14 protein-coding genes are annotated in these 18386 nt (G+C 72.0%); 4 read left to right on the top strand and 10 right to left on the bottom strand.

All coding sequences use genetic code 11. The annotated features are described in order from the left end of the window. The first annotated feature begins 154 nt into the window (after positions 1–154). A complete protein-coding gene (locus ACGFIW_RS13070) occupies positions 155–1408 on the top strand; it encodes a phosphatidylserine decarboxylase (RefSeq protein ID WP_393313923.1) in 1254 nt (417 codons plus the stop codon). 59 nt (positions 1409–1467) lie between these two features. On the opposite strand, the gene ACGFIW_RS13075 is transcribed toward ACGFIW_RS13070, so the two are convergent. The 3 genes from ACGFIW_RS13075 to ACGFIW_RS13085 form a co-directional block, all read right to left on the bottom strand. After that, on the bottom strand, positions 1468–2481 hold the full coding sequence (locus ACGFIW_RS13075) for a CDP-alcohol phosphatidyltransferase family protein (RefSeq protein ID WP_393313926.1): 1014 nt from the start codon (positions 2479–2481) through the stop codon (positions 1468–1470). A gap of 272 nt (positions 2482–2753) precedes the next feature. After that, on the bottom strand, positions 2754–3857 hold the full coding sequence (locus ACGFIW_RS13080) for an NUDIX hydrolase (protein ID WP_393313929.1): 1104 nt from the start codon (positions 3855–3857) through the stop codon (positions 2754–2756). A gap of 866 nt (positions 3858–4723) precedes the next feature. Then, positions 4724–5674: an NUDIX hydrolase gene (locus ACGFIW_RS13085; protein ID WP_393313932.1), complete on the bottom strand. Its 951-nt coding sequence runs from the start codon at positions 5672–5674 to the stop codon at positions 4724–4726. 143 nt (positions 5675–5817) lie between these two features. On the opposite strand from ACGFIW_RS13085, the gene ACGFIW_RS13090 reads away from it, so the two are divergent. Further along, on the top strand, positions 5818–6219 hold the full coding sequence (locus ACGFIW_RS13090) for a PspC domain-containing protein (RefSeq protein WP_393313934.1): 402 nt from the start codon (positions 5818–5820) through the stop codon (positions 6217–6219). A gap of 7 nt (positions 6220–6226) precedes the next feature. Here ACGFIW_RS13090 and guaA read toward each other — a convergent pair whose 3' ends face one another. Both guaA and ACGFIW_RS13100 read right to left on the bottom strand, forming a co-directional pair. Further along, positions 6227–7783 (bottom strand): glutamine-hydrolyzing GMP synthase, encoded by a 1557-nt coding sequence (gene guaA / locus ACGFIW_RS13095; RefSeq protein ID WP_393313937.1) that lies wholly within the window; start codon positions 7781–7783, stop codon positions 6227–6229. Between the two features lie 147 nt (positions 7784–7930). Continuing rightward, a complete protein-coding gene (locus ACGFIW_RS13100) occupies positions 7931–9628 on the bottom strand; it encodes an FAD-dependent oxidoreductase (RefSeq protein ID WP_393313939.1) in 1698 nt (565 codons plus the stop codon). Positions 9629–9773: 145 nt separating this feature from the next. On the opposite strand from ACGFIW_RS13100, the gene ACGFIW_RS13105 reads away from it, so the two are divergent. Then, positions 9774–10889, top strand: a complete 1116-nt coding sequence (locus tag ACGFIW_RS13105) for an LCP family protein (RefSeq protein ID WP_393313942.1) — start codon at positions 9774–9776, stop codon at positions 10887–10889. A gap of 5 nt (positions 10890–10894) precedes the next feature. Here ACGFIW_RS13105 and ACGFIW_RS13110 read toward each other — a convergent pair whose 3' ends face one another. From ACGFIW_RS13110 to guaB, 4 genes are all read right to left on the bottom strand, one after another. Beyond that, positions 10895–12349, bottom strand: coding sequence for a M1 family metallopeptidase (locus tag ACGFIW_RS13110; RefSeq protein ID WP_393313945.1), 1455 nt, complete (start codon positions 12347–12349; stop codon positions 10895–10897). Between the two features lie 98 nt (positions 12350–12447). Further along, positions 12448–13863 carry a M1 family metallopeptidase gene (locus ACGFIW_RS13115; RefSeq protein ID WP_393313948.1) on the bottom strand — a complete coding sequence of 472 codons (1416 nt, stop codon included), beginning with the start codon at positions 13861–13863 and terminating at the stop codon, positions 12448–12450. A 150-nt stretch (positions 13864–14013) separates the two neighbouring features. Next, entirely contained in the window at positions 14014–15132 is a 1119-nt protein-coding gene (locus ACGFIW_RS13120; protein ID WP_393313951.1) for a GuaB3 family IMP dehydrogenase-related protein, read from the bottom strand. A 30-nt stretch (positions 15133–15162) separates the two neighbouring features. Then, complete coding sequence (guaB, locus tag ACGFIW_RS13125; RefSeq protein ID WP_393313954.1) at positions 15163–16725, bottom strand: IMP dehydrogenase; 1563 nt, start codon at positions 16723–16725, stop codon at positions 15163–15165. Between the two features lie 185 nt (positions 16726–16910). Here guaB and ACGFIW_RS13130 point away from each other — a divergent pair, with 185 nt between their 5' ends. After that, complete coding sequence (locus ACGFIW_RS13130; protein WP_393313957.1) at positions 16911–17330, top strand: DUF5319 domain-containing protein; 420 nt, start codon at positions 16911–16913, stop codon at positions 17328–17330. Between the two features lie 12 nt (positions 17331–17342). Here the strand turns inward: ACGFIW_RS13130 and ACGFIW_RS13135 are convergent, their stop codons facing one another. Then, complete coding sequence (locus ACGFIW_RS13135) at positions 17343–18161, bottom strand: response regulator transcription factor (protein WP_393313960.1); 819 nt, start codon at positions 18159–18161, stop codon at positions 17343–17345. Between the last annotated feature and the right edge of the window lie 225 nt (positions 18162–18386).

An 18386-nucleotide genomic window follows, 5' to 3' on the forward strand; every position in this document is an offset into this window, starting at 1 on the left:
CGGCCTCGGCTCCTCCAGCACCACGGCGGTGCCGCCGGCACGGACGGGCGCATATGCTGGCCGGTGGAGATCTCGCCTCCGCCGGCCGGCCCGTCCCCGCCGTGGCGGGCCCGCCGCGATTCCCGTCTCTACCCCCGTCAGGAGCCCGCCCGACATGACCCAGTCCCCCGCCGTGCGTACGACCGGCCGGTCCGGTCCGGTCCGCATCGGCGAGCGAGCCGCCCGTACCCTCGTCACCGAACTGGCCCGGATCAACGACCCCAAGGCCGCCCTTCTGGTCGGGGTGGGCCCGGAGTCCGCGGTGCTGGCCGCGGCGATCGACGCGCTGCTCCCCGGTGACCGGCTCACCGTGGTGCCCGCCGAGCCGTTCGGCGCTGCCGCCCTCCGCGAGCACGTCAACGCCCAGGGCCGGTGGGTCGCCGACCGGGTGGGCGTCGTCGACTCCCTGGCCGAGGCCGAAGCCGCCGAGGTCGTCATCGCCGGCGAGGTCTTCGGCGGCACCGCCGAGGAGACCCGCGACGGCATCGAGGGCCTGACCAAATACCTGTCCGACGGTGCGGTGCTGAGCGTGGCGACCCCTGCCACGCCCGGCCGGACCAGCGGCGCCGCCGCGGAGCTGGCTCGGCAGGACGCCCTCTACGGCGTCGGCGCCGACCTGGTGCTGCGCAACTCACCACCGATCCGGGTCCACCGACTGCGCTTCACCCCGGCCAGCCCCGCCACGGCCGACAGGTTGGCCCCCGCGTACCGGCCGTCGAGTGTGCCGCTGACCCGCGGCATGCACATCGACTCCAACGGCGTGGCCGCCGCCGGCATCACGCTGGGCCTCGCCGCGCTGGCCCGGGTGGCGCGTCCGTCGTCCAAGCTCTGGCTGCTGCCGGCGCTGGCCGCCGGGCCGGTCGCCGCGTTCTTCCGGGACCCGGAACGCGACGTGCCGGAAGACCCGAACGCCGTGGTCGCCAGCGCGGACGGCAAGGTCCTGTCGGTGCAGCGACTGCACGACGAGCGTTTCGGCGACGGCGAGTGGCTGCGGGTCGCCGTCTTCCTGTCGGTGCTGGACGTGCACGTCAACCGTTCCCCGGTCGCGGGCAAGGTGGTGGACTACTTCGTCGCCGACGGCGGCTTCGTCAACGCGATGAAGCCGGACGCCGAACACAACGTCGCGGCGTACACGGTGCTGGACACCGCTCGCGGCACGGTGGTGGTCGCGCAGCGCACCGGGCTGATCGCCCGCCGGATCGTGCAGCGCGCGCCGATTGGCGCGCTGCTGGCCAAGGGTGAGCGTTTCGGGCTGATCCGTTTCGGCTCGCGGACCGACGTCTACCTCCCGGCCGACGCCGCGGACCCGCTGGTCGGGCCGGGCGACAAGGTGGTGGGCGGCTCCACGGTCATCGCCCGCTGGCGCTGACCCACACAAACGAGGAACGGGGCACCGCTGTCCGCGGCGCCCCGTTCTGTGTCCGAAAATCAGGCGGTACGACGCTGCCGCAGCCAGAGCACCGGCCCGCTGACCAGATAACCCACCACGATCAGCGCGAACGTGAGCCGGATGTCGATGAGCGCGCCGATCACCGGGGCCAGCCACAGCCACGGCGGCAGCTTCACCAGGCGGGCGAGCTTGGCGTACGGGAAGCTGGAAACCATCGCGAAGGCGAGCAGCGCGACCCCGGCGACCAGCACGGCACCGGGCACCGGCAGCCCGATGGCCACCGTCACGGCGAGCACCGCCGCCGCCATCGTGGTGGGCACGCCGCAGAAGAAACGGCCGTCCTTCGGCGAGACGTTGAAGCGGGCCAGTCGAATCGCGGCGCACGCCGCGACCAGGGCACACGCCACCGCCGCCGCGGCCGTGGAGACGGAGCCGGCGAGTGAGGCGTAGACCACCACCGGTGCGGCGAGGCCGAACGAGCACATGTCGGCGAGTGAGTCCATCTGGGCCCCGAACGGGCTGGCTACGCCCAGTCGGCGGGCCAGTGCGCCGTCCAGACCATCGAAGCCGACGCAGGCGATCAGGCAGAGCGCGGCGATGCGAATCTCGCCCTGCATGGCCAGGAAGATGGCCAGCATGCCCAACATCAGGCTGGCCAGCGTGCAGGCGTTGACCAGACCGAACTTCACCCGGCGGGCGATGGTGCGCTCGCCGGGAAGCAGCGGGATCGACCGCGACGAAGCCTCGTCGACGGGCGTCATGGGCGGCATCGCCGGGCTGACCGGCATGATCGCCTCGATCTCGGCGCGACCGACGCCCAGAGCCGGACGGCTCAGCCGGTCCAGGCCGTAGCGGCGACGCTGCCGGTCGGCGTACCGATGCTCGGTCGGGGCCATGTTGGTCGCGTGCAGGTCGCCGTCGCGGCGACCGACGCGGACCAACAGCACCTGGCGGGCGAATGTGCTGCTGCGGCGTAACGGGCCCGCCCAGCGACGCCCTGCGGGGCGCGGACTGTCAGTAGTACGACGCCGGCGCCATGGGGCTCTCGGCACGTTTCCTCCATCACCGGATCGGCTGGCCGCCGCGGGGCGGGTGTCCGGCTGTCTCGTGCCGGACCGTGCGTGGCCCGGCAGCCGTTTTGCGCGGAGTACACCATCGCATAGGGGGACATGGCTTGGCGATAGCTGCCGGCGGTGCTTACAACTGGTCTAAACCGCTCGAACCGCTCGCTTATTCCCATCCCGGGCTTCATCGCCCTTTTCCTCCATCATTCCCGCCTTTGACTGTACCGGAGGGTCACCAACTCGGCTCATCGAGCGGAGTGCTATCGGCCACCCTGTCCGATTGCCGAGGCAGCGATATCGCTCAACGGCAGGTCGAGAGCCTGCTCGCGGGTGAACCACCCCGCCCGAGCCGTCGACCCTCCGGCAGACTCGGTGACCACCGCATCAGTGGGTACGTCCACCAGCACCCGATAGATCACCCGTACGCCATGCCAGTCCAACGGACGACCCTCCGGGCCGAGCGCGGCAGGATTGTGCAGGTTGTCCACGCCGAGGATCTCCCCCACCCGACCCCGCTGACCACCCTCCTCGACCAACTCCCGGAGCAGACCGGTCGCCGGCTGCTCGCCATGGTCGGTCCCACCGCCGGGCAGGTGCCACAGGCCAGCCCCGGGATAACCGGCCGCGATCTCGGTCAGCAGGATCCGCCCAGCCGGGTCGGTGACCAGCCCGTACGCCCCGAAGCGCAACCTGCGGTCGGGATGCGCCGGCGGAAACGACTCACCCGACGGGCGCGTTCCGGGCGGCAGCGCGGCGACCGGCAGGCCGAGCACCCCGGCGGTGAACGGTGCCAACGGCACCCGCGCCGCCTCCTCCAGGGTGAGCCAGCGCACCTCGTCGACCACTCCACCCCCGGCCGCGTCGGACAGCAGGCCGTCGTGCGGTGCGCCGTCGCGTAGTGCGCCGTCGCGTAGTGCGCCGTCGCGCGGTGCGCCGTCGCGCGGTGCGCCGTCGCGCGGTGCGCCGTCGCGCGGTGCGCCGTCGCGCGGTGCGCCGTCGCGCGGTGCGCCGTCGCGTAGTGCGCTGCCGTGCGGTGCGCTGCCGCGCCGAACGCCGTCGCGTAGTGCGACGTCGTGCGCCGCAAGGTCGAACAGCAGCCGGTCGGTGTGCAGCGCGACGGTGTCCTCCGGGTAGGTGACCACGTCGGCGAGCACTGCCCGGAGCCGACCGACCGTCACGGTCAACCCGGCCTGCTCGGCGAGTTCACGGACCACGGCGTGCTCCGGGTGCTCGGCGTGCGCCACAGCACCGCCGGGCAGCCGCCAAATCCCCGGGAACTCACCCTCGCCCCCGTCCCGGACCACCAAGACCCGGTCCGAATCCCACAAAATGCCATAAACGCCAACTCGCCGCAGAAGGTCCATCCCCACCAACTCCGCTCCCCCGCCGACCGCCCCGGCCAACTCATCCGACCAACCCGACCGTCCACCCCACCCAGCCGCCCCGCCGACCCGCCCGGCCAGCCCGACCGCCCGGCCAGCCCGACCGCCCGGCCAGCCCGAGCGCCCGGCCAGCCCGAGCGCCGGAGCGCCGGAGCGCCGGAGCGCCGGAGCGACCGCCCGACCGCCCGACCGCCCGACCGCCCGACCGCCCGACGATCATGAGGTTATTGCCGTCCGTCTCGGCGTGTCCTGACAATAACCTCATGATCGACGCTGGGAGCCCGGAGATCCGCGCAAAGGGTGTCCGCTTTGGGCCGTTAGGTCCGGCCTGTGTTCCCCGGCCGCGCCGCAGGAGACTGATCCAGGGATGATCGACTCGGGTTCATGAATGTCGGGGGCATCCTGGCGCTGGGACCCCCCGACATCAGCAAAACCGAGTCGATCATCGGGCCCGTACCGCTCTTCGGGACTCCTCGGCGATCCCCATCCCAGGGAGGGCCGGATAGCCGTCGGACCACCCGGCACCGACGCCCGGCACCCGGACACCCCGACACCCGGCAGCACGCCGCCCGGCACCCGGACACCCCGGCACCCGGCACCACGCCGCCCGGCACCCGACACCCAACGCCGGACACCCGGCACCACACCGCCCGACACCACGCCACCCGGCCAGATGCGCTGCCGTCAGCGAGCACCCGCGCCGGAGACTTCCCACCAGCACCAGCACGCACCACCACCGGTCAAGCGCCTGTCCAGCACACCCCACGACCGGTCAAGCGCCCAGCCAGCACAGTCACCACCGACCACCAGCCGTGCGACCCGCTCCAACGGCGGAACGGGGCCGGGGGTCAGGTGAGCTGGGCGGCCTGGACCGCTTCGGCGGTTACCTCGGTGAGGTGGTGGGTGGGGAGAGCGCCGAGCTCCTCCCGGGCGAACCAGCGGGCTTCGCAGGTGGAGCCACCGACGTCGGCCACGGTCAGCGGGTTGGGCTGGTCGACCACGACCCGGTAGAAGGCACGCACCCCGTGCCAGTCGATCGGGTAACCCTCGGGGCCGAGCGACGCGGCGTCCCGGTGGCTGGCCACGCCGAGCAGCTCGACCAGTCGGCCGGTCTGCCCGGTCTCCTCGACCAGCTCGCGGATCAGCGCCGCGCCGGGCTGCTCGCCGTAGTCGGTGCCACCGCCGGGCAGGTGCCAGCAGCCGGCGCCCGGGTAGCCGTCGGAAACCCTGGTGAGCAGCACTCGGCCGGCCGGGTCGGTGCACACCGCGTACGCGGCGAAGCGCTGCGCCCGGTGCAGCCCGTCCGGGCCGGGCACCGCGTAGAAGGAGGGGAATTCGGGTGCCTCGTCGGGGACCACGTCGGCGGAGGACGCGGGCAGCCCGAGGGCACGTGCGGTGAACGAGCGCAGCGGCAGCTCGCGCGCCTCGTCGAGGGTGTACCAGCGGGCCAGGTCGGTGGGGCGCTCGCCAACCCGGTCGGCAAGCGTGCCGCCGCGGACCCCCACCCGGTAGATCAGCCGGTCGGTGTGGATGGTGATGCCGCGTTCCGGCAGCGCCCGCATGTCGGCGAGGACGTCGGCCAGGCCCGAGACGGCGACCGAGAGGCCGGTCTCGGCGGCGGTTTCGCGGACCACCGTGTGGTTGGGGTCCTCGCCGTGGTCGACCGCCCCGCCGGGCAGGGACCACGTGCCGGGGGTACCGGAGCGCTCCGAGGCGCGAACCAGCAGGACTCGGCCTGTCGAATCAGCACAGACTGCGTATGCCGCGATCCTGCGGAGCGGCTCCAGCAAGGTGGTCACGAAATCAAATTCTCCCCGGGCCGGGTTACCGGGACGGAAAAGAGTCGGATTCCTGACTGTCTGGCCCCGATCAGGGATTGGTCAGGGTAAGGATCCGGGCGGTCACCGAGGGCGGGGCGGGCATCGGCGCGGACCGTGGAGTCATGACATCGACCACCGCTCCCCACGCCCCGTACAAGCAACTCCGTCGACCCACCACCGACCGCATGGTCGCGGGGGTCGCGAGCGGCGTCGGCCGCTACTTCGCCGTCGACCCCACACTGGTCCGGGTGGCCTTCGCGGTCACCGGCCTGCTCACCGGCGGGCTCGCGCTGCTCGCGTACCCGATCATGTGGTTCCTGATGCCCGAGGAGCCCAGCAGCGCGCCGGCCTGGCCGCACGCGGCGGGCGTCGCGCCGCAGGCGGGTCCGCCGCCGGCCGCCGGGCCCGCGCCGGGCGGGCCGATGCCGGGGTACGCCCCGACGTCGTCGCCCTACCCGCCGACGACCCCGTTCAACGCGCCTCCGAGCCCGCCGCACGACAGCAGCCCACCGCCGGCGGCGTGAGCGGCGGTCACTCCCACTCGATGGTGCCCGGTGGCTTGCTTGTCACGTCCAGCACCACACGGTTGACCTCGGCCACCTCGTTGGTGATCCGGGTGGAGATCCGGGCCACCACCTCATAGGGCAGTCGTGACCAGTCGGCGGTCATGGCGTCCTCGCTGGAGACGGGGCGCAGCACGACGGGGTGCCCGTAGCTGCGCCCGTCTCCCTGCACACCGACGCTGCGCACGTCGGCGAGCAGCACCACCGGGAACTGCCAGACGCCCCGGTCCAGGCCGGCGGCGGTCAACTCCTCGCGGGCGATCAGGTCGGCCTCGCGCAGCAGGTCGAGGCGCTGCTGGTCGACCGCGCCGATGATCCGGATGGCCAGGCCGGGCCCCGGGAACGGGTGCCGCCAGATCATTGCCTCGGGCAGGCCCAACTCCAGGCCGAGCGCGCGGACCTCGTCCTTGAACAGGGTGCGCAGGGGCTCGACGAGCGCGAACTTGAGGTCTTCCGGCAGGCCGCCGACGTTGTGGTGGCTCTTGATGTTGGCGGTGCCGGTGCCGCCGCCGGACTCCACCACGTCGGGGTAGAGGGTGCCCTGGACCAGGAACTCCACGTCGCCGTGCGAGGCGATCTCGCGGGCCGCGGCCTCGAAGACCCGGATGAACTCCCGCCCAATGATCTTGCGCTTCTGCTCCGGGTCGGTCACCCCGGCCAGCGCGCCGAGGAACCGGTCGGCCGCGTCGACCACCTTCAGCTTGATGCCGGTGGCGGCGACGTAGTCCTTCTCCACCTGCTCGGCCTCGCCCGCGCGCAGCAGGCCGTGGTCGACGAAGACGCAGGTGAGCTGATCGCCGACGGCCTTGTGCACCAGCGCGGCGGCGACCGCCGAGTCCACCCCGCCGGACAGACCGCAGATGACCTCCTTGTCGCCGACCTGCGCGCGGATCCGGGCGACCTGCTCGTCGATGATGTTCTCGGGCGTCCAGGTCGGCTCGATGCCGGCGATGTCGTACAGGAAGCGGGTCAGCATCTCCTGGCCGTGCGAGGTGTGGCCGACCTCCGGGTGGAACTGCACACCGGCCCGACGCCCGGCCAGGTCCTCGAAGGCGGCCACCGGAGCGCCCGCCGACTCGGCGGTCACCGTGAAGCCCTCGGGCGCCTCGGTGACGGCGTCGCCGTGGCTCATCCAGACCGGCAGGTCCGCCGGCAGGTCGCGCAGCAGCACGCCGGGGTCGAGCAGGCGGGGGCGCAGCGGGGTGCCACCGTACTCCCGGTTGCCGGTCCTCGCGACAGTGCCGCCGAGCGCCTGGGCCATCGCCTGGAAGCCGTAGCAGATGCCGAAGACCGGCACGTCGGCGGTGAACACACCCGCGTCGATCTGCGGCGCGTCCGGCGCGTAGACGCTGGACGGGCCGCCGGAGAGGATGATCGCGGCGGGGTTCTTCGCCAGCATCTCGGCGATCGGCATCGAGTGCGGCACGATCTCGGAGTAGACCTTCGCCTCGCGGACCCGGCGCGCGATGAGCTGGGCGTACTGGGCTCCGAAGTCCACCACGAGGACGGGGCGAGGCAGGCTCATGTGCGCAAAGCCTACCGACTGCCAGGACCAGATCCGGCACCGCCACACACCCCCGCCCCCTCCCCTCGCGATCTTGCACTTTCTGCCGGGACAGAAGCGCAGAATTGCCGCATAAGGGCGACAGAAACTGCAAGATCGCGGGGGAGGTCAGGGGTGGAGCGCGCCCGGGGCGTTTGCCGGGACTGCCGGGTTCTTGGGGGGTACGGGATTCAGCCTGCGGTACGGGGTTCCCAGGGTCGGCCTGGGGTCCTTCTCGTCCTTGTTGGGCCAGAAGGACATCGCCCGTTCCGCCTGGGCGGTGATCGTCAACGAGGGGTTCACGCCGAGGTTGGCCGAGACCGCCGCGCCGTCGACCACGTGCAGCCCCGGGTGCCCGTACACCCGGTGCCAGGGGTCGATCACCCCGTCGGCCGGGGTCGCCCCGATCACCGCCCCGCCCAGGATGTGTGCGGTCATCGGGATGTCGAACGGCTCGGTGAGTGAGCCGCCGGGAGTGCCACCGATCTCGTCGGCGAGCAGTCGGGCGGCGGTGTTGCCGGCCGGGATCCAGGTCGGGCTCGGCGTGCCGTGCGCCGGCCCGGTGACCAGCCTGTGGCCGAGCGCGGCGCGCCGCCACCGGGTGGTCAGTGAGTTGTCGACCGACTGCATCACCAGGGCGATCACGGTCCGTTCCGACCAGCCGCGCACGGACAGCATCCGGGCGGCCAGCCCCGGTTGTCGCACCATGCTGCCCAGCCAGCGCCGCACCCGGTGCGGACCGCCGTCGACGAGCAGCGACTGGAGCAGACCCATGGCGTTGGAGCCCCGCCCGTAGCGGACCGGCTCGACGTGGGTCTGCGGGTCGGGGTGGAACGAGCTGGTGATGGCCACCCCCTCGGTGTAGTCCAGGCGCTCGGACCGGGCCCGGTGGCGGGACACCGAGGCACCCAGGATCGCCTCCGAGTTGGTCCGGGTCAGCTCACCGAGGCGGGACGAGAGCCCGGTCAGCACGTCGTCGGCCCGCATCCTGTGCAGCAGCCGCTGGGTGCCGAGCGCACCGGCGGCGAAGACCACCTGGTCGGCGTGGATCACCTGCCGTCGCCTGCGCAGCCAGGCCCCCGTGCGCTCGGTGCGCACCTCGTACCCGCCGTCGACGGCCGGCCGGACGGCGGTCACCGTGGTCAGCGGGTGCACTGTGACCCCGAGCCGTTCCGCCAGCCAGAGATAGTTCTTGACGAGCGTGTTCTTCGCCCCGTGCCGGCAGCCGGTCATGCACGCGCCGCAGTGCAGGCAGCCGGTGCGCTCCGGGCCGGCACCACCGAAGTACGGGTCGGCGACCCGCTGGCCGGGGCGGCCGATGTGGACACCGACAGGCGTGGCGTGGAAGGTGTGCCCCACCCCCATCCGCTCGGCCACCGCGCGCATGGCCCGGTCCGCGGCGGTGTCCAGGGGGTACGTGGTGACCCCGAGCATCCGCTTCGCCTGGTCGAAGTGCCGGGCCAGCTCGGCACGCCAGTCGGTGATGTCCCGCCACTGCGGGTCGGTGTAGAAGGCCGGCAGCGGCTCGTAGAGGGTGTTCGCGTAGACGAGTGAACCCCCACCCACACCGGCGCCGGACAGCACCAGCACTCCGCCGCCGGAACGCCTGTCGGCCGGGCGGAGCAGGGTGAGCCGCTGAATGCCGTAGCAGCCCAGCCTCGGCGCCCAGAGGAAACGGCGTGCCCGCCACGACGTCTGCGGGAACTCGTCGTCGGCGAAGCGCCGGCCGGCTTCCAGCACGGCGACGGAGTAGCCCTTCTCGGCCAGCCGGAGCGCGGTGACACTGCCGCCGAAGCCGGACCCGATGACGACCACGTCGTACCGCATGGACGCATCATTACCCGTCGGTAGCAGTCGCGCCAGCGGCAGTTTTGCGCGATCATGCACCGGCCAACCGACCCGACACCTCCGGGGCCGCAACCCGGAGTACCTGTCGGAGCGTTGTTCCCCCGACGGGTGGAAGGAATCCAAGATGATCCTCGGGTCGATGGCACCGCGCCGGCGGTGGCTGCTTCTGGGCCTGGCGGCTCTCGCCGTCGTCGCGTTGATAGCGGGCGGCGCGGTGGTGATCACCCGACTGACCGGCGACAACAAACCCGACGCTCCGGTGGCCGGCTCGCCGACCCCGTCGCCACTCGGCACGCCCACCCCCAGTCCGAGCGGCCCACCGCCGGGCGCGGACATCACCGGCCCGCTCAACCTGCTGCTGGTCGGGGTGGACACCCGGGTCAGCGTGCCCGGGTGGGAGCCGCACGGGGACGCCGTGCTGGTGCTGCACGTACCCAAGGGTCTGGGTCAGGCGTACCTCTTCTCGCTCCCCCGCGACCTGCTGGTGGACATCCCGGCGTTCCCGAAGGCCGGCTACAAGGGCGGCAAGACCAAGCTCACGCACGCCATGAGCTTCGGCAGCCGGGTGCCGGGCAAACCCAAACAACCAAGCACCGCCCAGGGGTACGAGCTGCTGCGCAGCACGGTCAGCGGCTACACCGGGCTACGCATCGACGCCGGCGCGGTGCTCACGTTCAACGGGTTCGACCGGCTGGTCAACGCGCTGGGTGGGGTGGACATCTACGTCGATCAGCGGGTCGCCTCGCTGCACCGCCGACCGGACGGCAAGTACCGGGAGAGCGCACCCGGCGGATACACGGGGCCGCAGCAGGTCTACGAGAAGGGCAACCAGCACCTCAACGGCTGGCAGGCACTCGACTACGCGCGGCAGCGCTACATCACCGGCGGCGACTACGCCCGGCAGCGCCACCAACAGCAGCTCATCCGGGCACTGACCCGCAAGATCCTGGACGAGGGTCTGGCCCGGCAACCGGAGCGCGTCGACCAGGTGGTCGCCGCGCTCGGCGACACCCTCGTGTACGCGGGTGGGCCTCGGATCGTCGACTTCGCGTACGCCCTCGGTGGGGTGCCGCAGGACCGTTTCACGCTCGTCGGCCTGCCCGGGTCGGGTGTCGGCAAGGGCAGCGCCTACCGCGGCGAACAGCTGACCAAGGACGGCCGGCAGTTCCTCACCGAACTCCGCGCCGGGCGCGCCGACGCCTACCTGGCGTCCCACCCCGCCCTGGTCGTCAGGAACTGAGCCGGTCAGAGCCGCTTGGGCAGGGCGGGGCGCTGGGTGCCGTAGAGCCAGGCGTCGAAGAGCGCGTCGAGCTGTTTGCCGGAGACGCGCTCGGCGAGGGCCACGAACTCGGCGGTGGTGGCGGTGCCGTTGTGCTTCTCCGCTGCCCAGGCCCTGACGATCTGGAAGAACGCCTTGTCACCGACGGCCACCCGTAGCGCGTGCAGCGTCATGGCACCGCGCTGGTAGACCGACTCGCCGAACAGCTCCTTCGCCCCCGGCTTGCCCGGCGGCGTCTTCCACACCTTCGCGGACGCCCCGGCGTACCGGCTGTCGAACGCCTGCTTGGCTGTCGAATTCCTGGTGTGCTCGGCCCAGAGCCACTCCGCGTACGTGGCGAAGCCCTCGTTGAGCCAGATGTCCTCCCACCTGCCCAGGGAGACGCTGTCCCCGAACCACTGGTGCGCCAGCTCGTGGGCGACCACCTCGGTGTTCACGCCCTGCCGGAAGAAACCCGCCGAGTAGACCGGGCGGCTCTGCGTCTCCAGGGCGTAGGAGATCCGGCTGTCGGAGATCACCACACCGCCGTACGCGTCGAACGGGTACGGCCCGAACACGGTCTCCAGGTAGTCGGCGACCTTGGTGGTCTCGGCGATCGACGAATCCGCGGAACCGTTGGCCGCGATCGCGACAGCGTTGTAGACCGGCTTGCCCCGGTGCGTGGCCGTGGTGATCCGGAACTCGCCGATCACCAGCGTGCTCAGGTAGCTGGCCATCGGCGACTTCTCCGACCACTTCCAGGTGGTCCAACCGTCCTTGCTGGCCTTGCCGCCGGGTACGCCGTTGCTGACCGCGGTGAGACCGTCGGGGACGGTGACCTCGAAGTCGTAGGTCGCCTTGTCGGACGGGTGGTCGTTGACCGGGTACCAGGTGCTTGCCGACTCCGGCTGCCCGAGGGCGATGGCCCCGTCGGCGGTGTGCAGGAACCCGCCCTCACCGAGGGTCTCGTTCCTCAACGGCTTCGGCACGCCCTCGTAGGCGATCTCGGCGACGAACCCGTTGCCGTTGACCAGGCCGGAGGCTGGCTTGATCACCAGCTCGTTGCGCTCCCGGCGATGGCTTGCCGGAGCGCCGTCCACGGTGACCGCGGTGACGGTCAGGCCGGCCAGGTCGAGGTTGAACGTCGACAGGTCCGCCGTCGCGGTGGCCTGCACGGTGGTCGTACCGGTCAGGTGGTCCTTCGCGGGGTCGTAGCGCACCTTGACCGCGTACCGGGAGACGTCGTAGCCGCCGTTGCCGTAGCTCGGGAAGTAGGCGTCGCCGGCCCCCGGCGCGCCCGCGGCGAACGTCCGCGACGGCGTGGGGGACGTGCTCGGCGACGGTGCCGCCTCCGTGCCCGTCGAGTCGCATCCGGACAGTACGAGTGCCCCGGTCACCAGCAGAGCCGCGCCCACCCGCAACCTGCGCCGCGTCACCCGCATCCCACATCCTCCCCGTGACGGCCTACGCCGCTCGCCGCGAGCGGGCCTGTCCCCGCCGTCCCCGGGCGGCAGCATATCGACAGGCCGGCACGGCGCCGTCACGGCAGTGTGGGCGCCGACCCGCCCACCAACCAGGCGTCGAAGAGCGGTCGGAGCTGCCGACCCGCCACCCGCTCGGCCAGTGCGACCAGGTCCGCGGTGGTCGCGTTACCCGCCGCCCGCTCGGTGGTCCAGGTACGCAGGATGCGGAAGAACGTGTCGTCACCGACGGTCCGTCGCAACGCGTGCACGGCGAGCGCGCCGCGCTTGTAGACGGCCACGCCGAACATCTGTTCCCGCCCCGGCTCGACCGACGGCTGCGACCAGTCGGTGGCCGCGTACTGGAGCTCGAAGGTGCGCTGGGCGGTGCGACCGCCGTCGTGTTCCTCCCACAGCCACTCGGCGTAGCTGGCGAAGCCCTCGTTCAGCCAGATGTCGCTCCACCTGCCCACCGACACGCTGTCGCCGAACCACTGGTGCGCCAACTCGTGCGCGACGACGCCCGGGTTGGGCCGGTCGTCGGTGAAGAACGCGGGTCCGTAGACCGGGCGGGACTGGGTTTCCAGCGCGTAACCGATCCGGTCGTCGGCGACCGCGATCCCGCCGTACGAGTCGAACGGGTACGGGCCGAAGCGGCTGGCCAGGAAGTCGGCGATCGCACCGGTGCGGGCCAGGGAGCTGGCCGCGCCGCCGGCCGGGGGCAGGCTCGCCGCCACCGCCGTGACCATCGGCCGACCGGCGTGCGTGCCGGTCACCACCCGGTAGTCGCCGATCACCAGCGTGCTCAGGTAACTGGCCATCGGGGTGCGCTCCGACCAGCGCCAGGTGGTCCAACCGTCGGCGTTGCTCTTCGGCCCGGGCACTCCGTTGCTCAGCGCGGCCAGCCCGTCCGGCACGGTCACCGCCAGGTCGTAGCTGGCCTTGTCGGACGGGTGGTCGTTGACCGGGAACCAGGTGGCGGCCGAGTCGGGCTGGCCGAGCGCGACCGCGCCGTCGGCGGTGTGCAGGAAGCCGCCACTGCCCAACGGCCCGTCGACGACCGCGGTGGGCACGCCCGCGTACTCGACGGTCACGGTGAACTGCTGACCGTGCGGGAGCCCGTCGGGCGGGGTCACCACCAGCTCGCCGTCGTCGCGGCGGTGCTCGGCCCGCGCGTCGCCCACCCGGACGGCACTGACGGCCAGGCCGGAAAGGTCCAGATTGAACCGGGACAGGTTCTGGGTGGCCGTGGCGGTGATGACGGCGCGGCCGGTCAGCCGGTCGGTCGACGGGTCGTAGCGGACGTCCAGACCGTAGTGCGAGACGTCGTAGCCGCCGTTGCCGCGCCCCGGCACGTACGGGTCACCGGCGTCGGCCGCACCCGGTCGGAAACCGTCGGGCCGCGCGCCCGTACAACCGGCCAACACCAGCCCGATGACGCAGGTCAGCGCGGCGGCGAGCCGGGTGCCGGCGGGTGTCCGTCCGGTCCGGACCATGCACACACCTCCCGCGCGGGGTCCCGAGTCAGGACGAGCGTAGCCAGCGGTACCGGTCCTGCGACCGGCCTTTGGTGGATTCTCGCCGCAACGCACCGAAGGCCGACCCCGCATCGCGCGGGGCCGGCCTTCCGGCGTCTGACGGATCGGTCAGCGGTCGAGGACCAGGCCGACCTTCTGGAACTCCTTCAGGTCGCGGTAGCCGCACTTGGCCATCGCCCGACGCAGCCCACCGAACAGGTTGAGCTGGCCGTCGGCCTCGTCCGCCGGGCCGAAGAGCAGCTCCTCCATCGACCCGAGCGGCTCACCGGCCACCTCGAACGCGCCCCGGGGCAGCGACGGGTGGCTCGCCGCCGAGTGCCACCAGGCACCACCGGCGGGCGCCTCGTCACACAGCGACAGCGGCTCACCGAGCATCACCGCGTCCGCACCGCAGCCGAGCGCCTTGGCGATGTCACCCGACGTCTGGATGTCACCGTCGGCGATCAGGTGCACGTACCGGCCGCCGGTCTCGTCGAGGTAGTCGCGGCGGGCCGCCGCGGCGTCGGCGATCGCGGTGGCCATCGGCACCCGGATGCCCAGCACCGACTCGGTGGTCGACCACTCGTCGCCGCCGATGCCCACGATCACGCCGGCCGCGCCGGTACGCATCAGGTGCAGAGCCGTCTTGTAGTCAGTGCAGCCACCGACGATCACCGGCAGGTCGAGGTCGGCGATGAACTCCTTGAGGTTGAGCGGCTCGTCGGTGGTCGACACGTGCTCGGCCGACACGATGGTGCCCTGGATGACCAGGATGTCCACCCCCGCGTCCAGGATCACCGGGGCCAGCGCGAGGGTGTGCTGCGGAGAGACCCGCACCGCCACCGTGCCGCCACCGGCACGCAGCTCGCGCACCCGCTCGGCAATCAGGTCCGGACGGATCGGCTCCGCGTACACCTCCTGGAGCCGCTTGGTGGCGCGGGCGTCCTCGTCGAGACCGGCCAGCTCGTCCAGCACCTTCGTCGGGTTCTCGTAGCGGGTCCAGAGACCCTCGACGTTGAGCACGCCGAGACCGCCGAGCTGGCCGAGCCGCACCGCCGAGGCCGGGCTCATGGTGGCGTCGGAGGGGTGGCCGACGCACGGAATGCCGAACGGGTACGCGTCGAGCTGCCAGGAGGTCGACACGTCGTCGACGTCCCGGGTGCGGCGGCTCGGCACGATGGCGATGTCGTCCAGGTGGTAGCCGCGCTGCGCGGTCTTGCCCAGCCCGATCTCGACCACGTCACGCATGGGGGACTCCAGGTGGTTGGGGGTGTTGGGTCAGCGGGTGTGGTAGTTGGGCGCCTCGACGGTCATCTGGATGTCGTGCGGGTGGCTCTCCTTCAGCCCGGCCGCGGTGATCCGGATGAGCTGGCCCCGGCGGTGCAGATCGGGGATGTTCTCCGCACCGGCGTACCCCATGGCCAGCCGCAGCCCGCCGACCAACTGGTGGGCGACCCGGGACAGCGGCCCCCGGTAGGGCACCTGGCCCTCCACGCCCTCCGGGACCAGCTTGTCGTCGCTGAGCACGTCCTGCTGGAAGTAGCGGTCCTTGCTGTACGACTTGGCCTGGCCCCGGGACTGCATCGCGCCGAGCGAGCCCATCCCGCGGTAGGTCTTGAACTGCTTGCCGTTGACGAAGATCAGCTCGCCGGGGCTCTCCTCGCAACCGGCCAGCAGGCTGCCGAGCATCACCGTGTCGGCGCCGGCCACCAGGGCCTTGGCGATGTCGCCGGAATACTGGATGCCGCCGTCGGCGATCACCGGCACGCCGGCCGGGCGGGCGGCCCGAGCCGCCTCCATGATCGCGGTCACCTGCGGCACGCCGACCCCGGCGACGATCCGGGTGGTGCAGATCGCGCCCGGCCCCACACCCACCTTGACACCGTCGGCGCCGGCGTCGACGAGCGCCTTCGCGCCGGCGTACGTGGCCACGTTGCCGCCCATGATGTCGACGCTGACGTCGGCCTTGAGCCGGCGGACCATGTCCAGCACGGCCCGCTGGTGACCGTGCGCGGTGTCCACGATCAGCACGTCGACGCCCGCGTCGACAAGGGCACGGGCCCGCTTGTACGCGTCCTCGCCCACGCCGATGGCGGCGGCGACCCGCAGGCGGCCGGCGTCGTCCTTGCTGGCGTCCGGGTACTGCTCGCTCTTGGTGAAGTCCTTCACCGTGATCAGGCCACGCAGCCGGCCCGAGTCGTCGACGATCGGCAGCTTCTCGACCTTGTGCTGGCGCAGCAGCGCCAGGGCGTCGTCCTTGCTCACACCGACCCGGGCGGTGATCAGCGGGGTGTGGGTCATGATCTCGCGGACCGGAGTGTCCGGCTCGGAGACGAACCGCATGTCCCGGTTGGTGACGATGCCGACCAGTTGGCCGTCGCCGTCCACCACCGGCACGCCGGAGATGCGGTAACGCCCGCACAGCTCGTCGACCTCGCGCAGCGTGTCGTTCGGGCTGGCGGTCACCGGGTTGGTGATCATGCCGGACTCGGAACGCTTGACCAGGTCGACCTGGAGCGCCTGGTCCTCCAGCGAGAGGTTGCGGTGCAACACGCCGATGCCGCCCTGGCGGGCCATGGCGATCGCCATCCGCGCCTCGGTCACCGTGTCCATCGCGCTGGACAGCAGCGGGATGGACAGCTCGACGTTGCGGGTGAGCTTCGTCCGGGTGTTGACCCGGCTGGGCACCACGTCCGACTCGCCCGGCTGCAACAGCACGTCGTCGAAGGTGAGCCCGAGCGGAACCACGCGGGCGGAGCCGGCCGGCAGCTCGGGCAGGTGGCCGCCCAGGTCGGCGTGCTCGACGCCGGCCGGAAGATCGTTGCTGGGCGAATTTTCCACGATTGCTCCCCTGAGCTGCTCGGATGGGCTTCAGCGAGGTGGCGCGGACGGGCACCGGAGCGCACCACGGTGCCGGCACGTCGCCTCATCGTACCCAGTGAGCTGGGCGACTCGTCCGTGGCGGGCCGGGCCGTCCCAAGGCCCGGGGGCGGACGTCCCCGCCGCCTTGGGTCTACGGTGAGGGGGTGCACGACGAGCCCATCGACCCGTTCAACGGCGACCCGGCCGATCCAACCGCGGATCTGGATGACCCGGGCGACGTCGCGACGCCGGATCCGCTGACCGACGTCGAGCGGCAGGATGTGCTGGAAGACCTCGCTGACCTGGAGATCTACCAGGCTCTGCTGGCCCCGATCGGGGTCCGCGGGCTGGTGATCGAATGTGAGGACTGCCGGGAGCCGCACTACTTCGACTGGGACCTGCTCCGTGGCAACCTGCGGCACCTGCTCAACTCGGGTCGCCCCCGCGTGCACGAGCCCGCGTACGACCCCGACCCGGACCACTACGTGACCTGGGACTACGCCCGGGGGTATGCGGACGGGGTGCACGACACCCTGAGCGAGGGCACCGAGGACGAGCCGGGCGGTCCGACCGCCGCCGAGTGACGGCGGCGCGCCTCAGGCGACCAGGCCGGCCCGGAAGCCCGCGGCCACCGCGTGCGCCCGGTCGCGGGCGCCGAGCTTGCGGAACAACCTGCGGGCGTGTGTCTTGACGGTGTCCTCCGACACGAACAACTCCCGGCCGATCTCCGCGTTGCTCTTGCCCTCGGCCATGCCGAGCAGCACCTGAAGCTCTCGCTCGGTGAGCCCGATCGACGCCCGGGTGGGCCGGGTGGTCGGGCCGGGCCGGGTCTGGTCGGTCTGGTCGGCCGCCGGTTCGCCGGTCGCGGCCTCGGCCTCGTCGTCACCCCGCTGCACCGGCACCGACGGCACACCCGCCTGCCCCTCGCCGGGCGTACCCGTCCAGCCGGGCTCGGCCGAGCCACGCGGCGACGGCCCGGAGCGACCCGAACCGCCCACCGCCGCGGCATCCCGGGCCGGATCGGTGATCCGCTGCCGCGACGCCCGTCCCGGGGCGGTGAGCAGCAGCAACGCCTTCGCCACAGCGCTGGTCAGGTCGTGGTCGACATTCTGGATGAGACCCCGAGCACCGGCGCTGATGGTGGCCGCCGCCGCCTCGGACTCCTCGGTGCCGAGCAGCAGCACCGCGGCCTGCGGCGCACGGGCCAGCACCCTGCGGACGAAGCCGGCGCTGTCCGGCCGGGTGAGGGCCGTGTCAGCCAACACCACGTCGGCCGGTCGCTCGGCGAGCCGCAGCATCACCTCGGGATCGGAGACGGCGGTACGAACGATCGCGGACAACCCCAGTCGCGCGGCAGCAGAAGTAAGGTGCTGGGCCGCGAGTGGTGTCCGAACGCACACAAGAACGGTACGCACTATGGTCTCCTCTCCGCCAACGAGCAGACCATGACGGGGTCGGCTGGGGAGGAGGTTCCCGGCAATCCTTCGAACTTTTCCGACAGTTGGGGCAAAAGCCGCAATTTCTAGGACGTTTTCGATCACAGAAGTGTGAGACGACGACGGCCCGGGTACCGGGGGGTCCAGGCCGGGACGGTGCGCCTGCGCGGCCCGCCGCCCGGATGCCGGCCACATGGATTCTCG

The organism is Micromonospora sp. NPDC048935 (assembly GCF_043197875.1).
Classification (GTDB): Bacteria; Actinomycetota; Actinomycetes; order Mycobacteriales; family Micromonosporaceae; genus Micromonospora.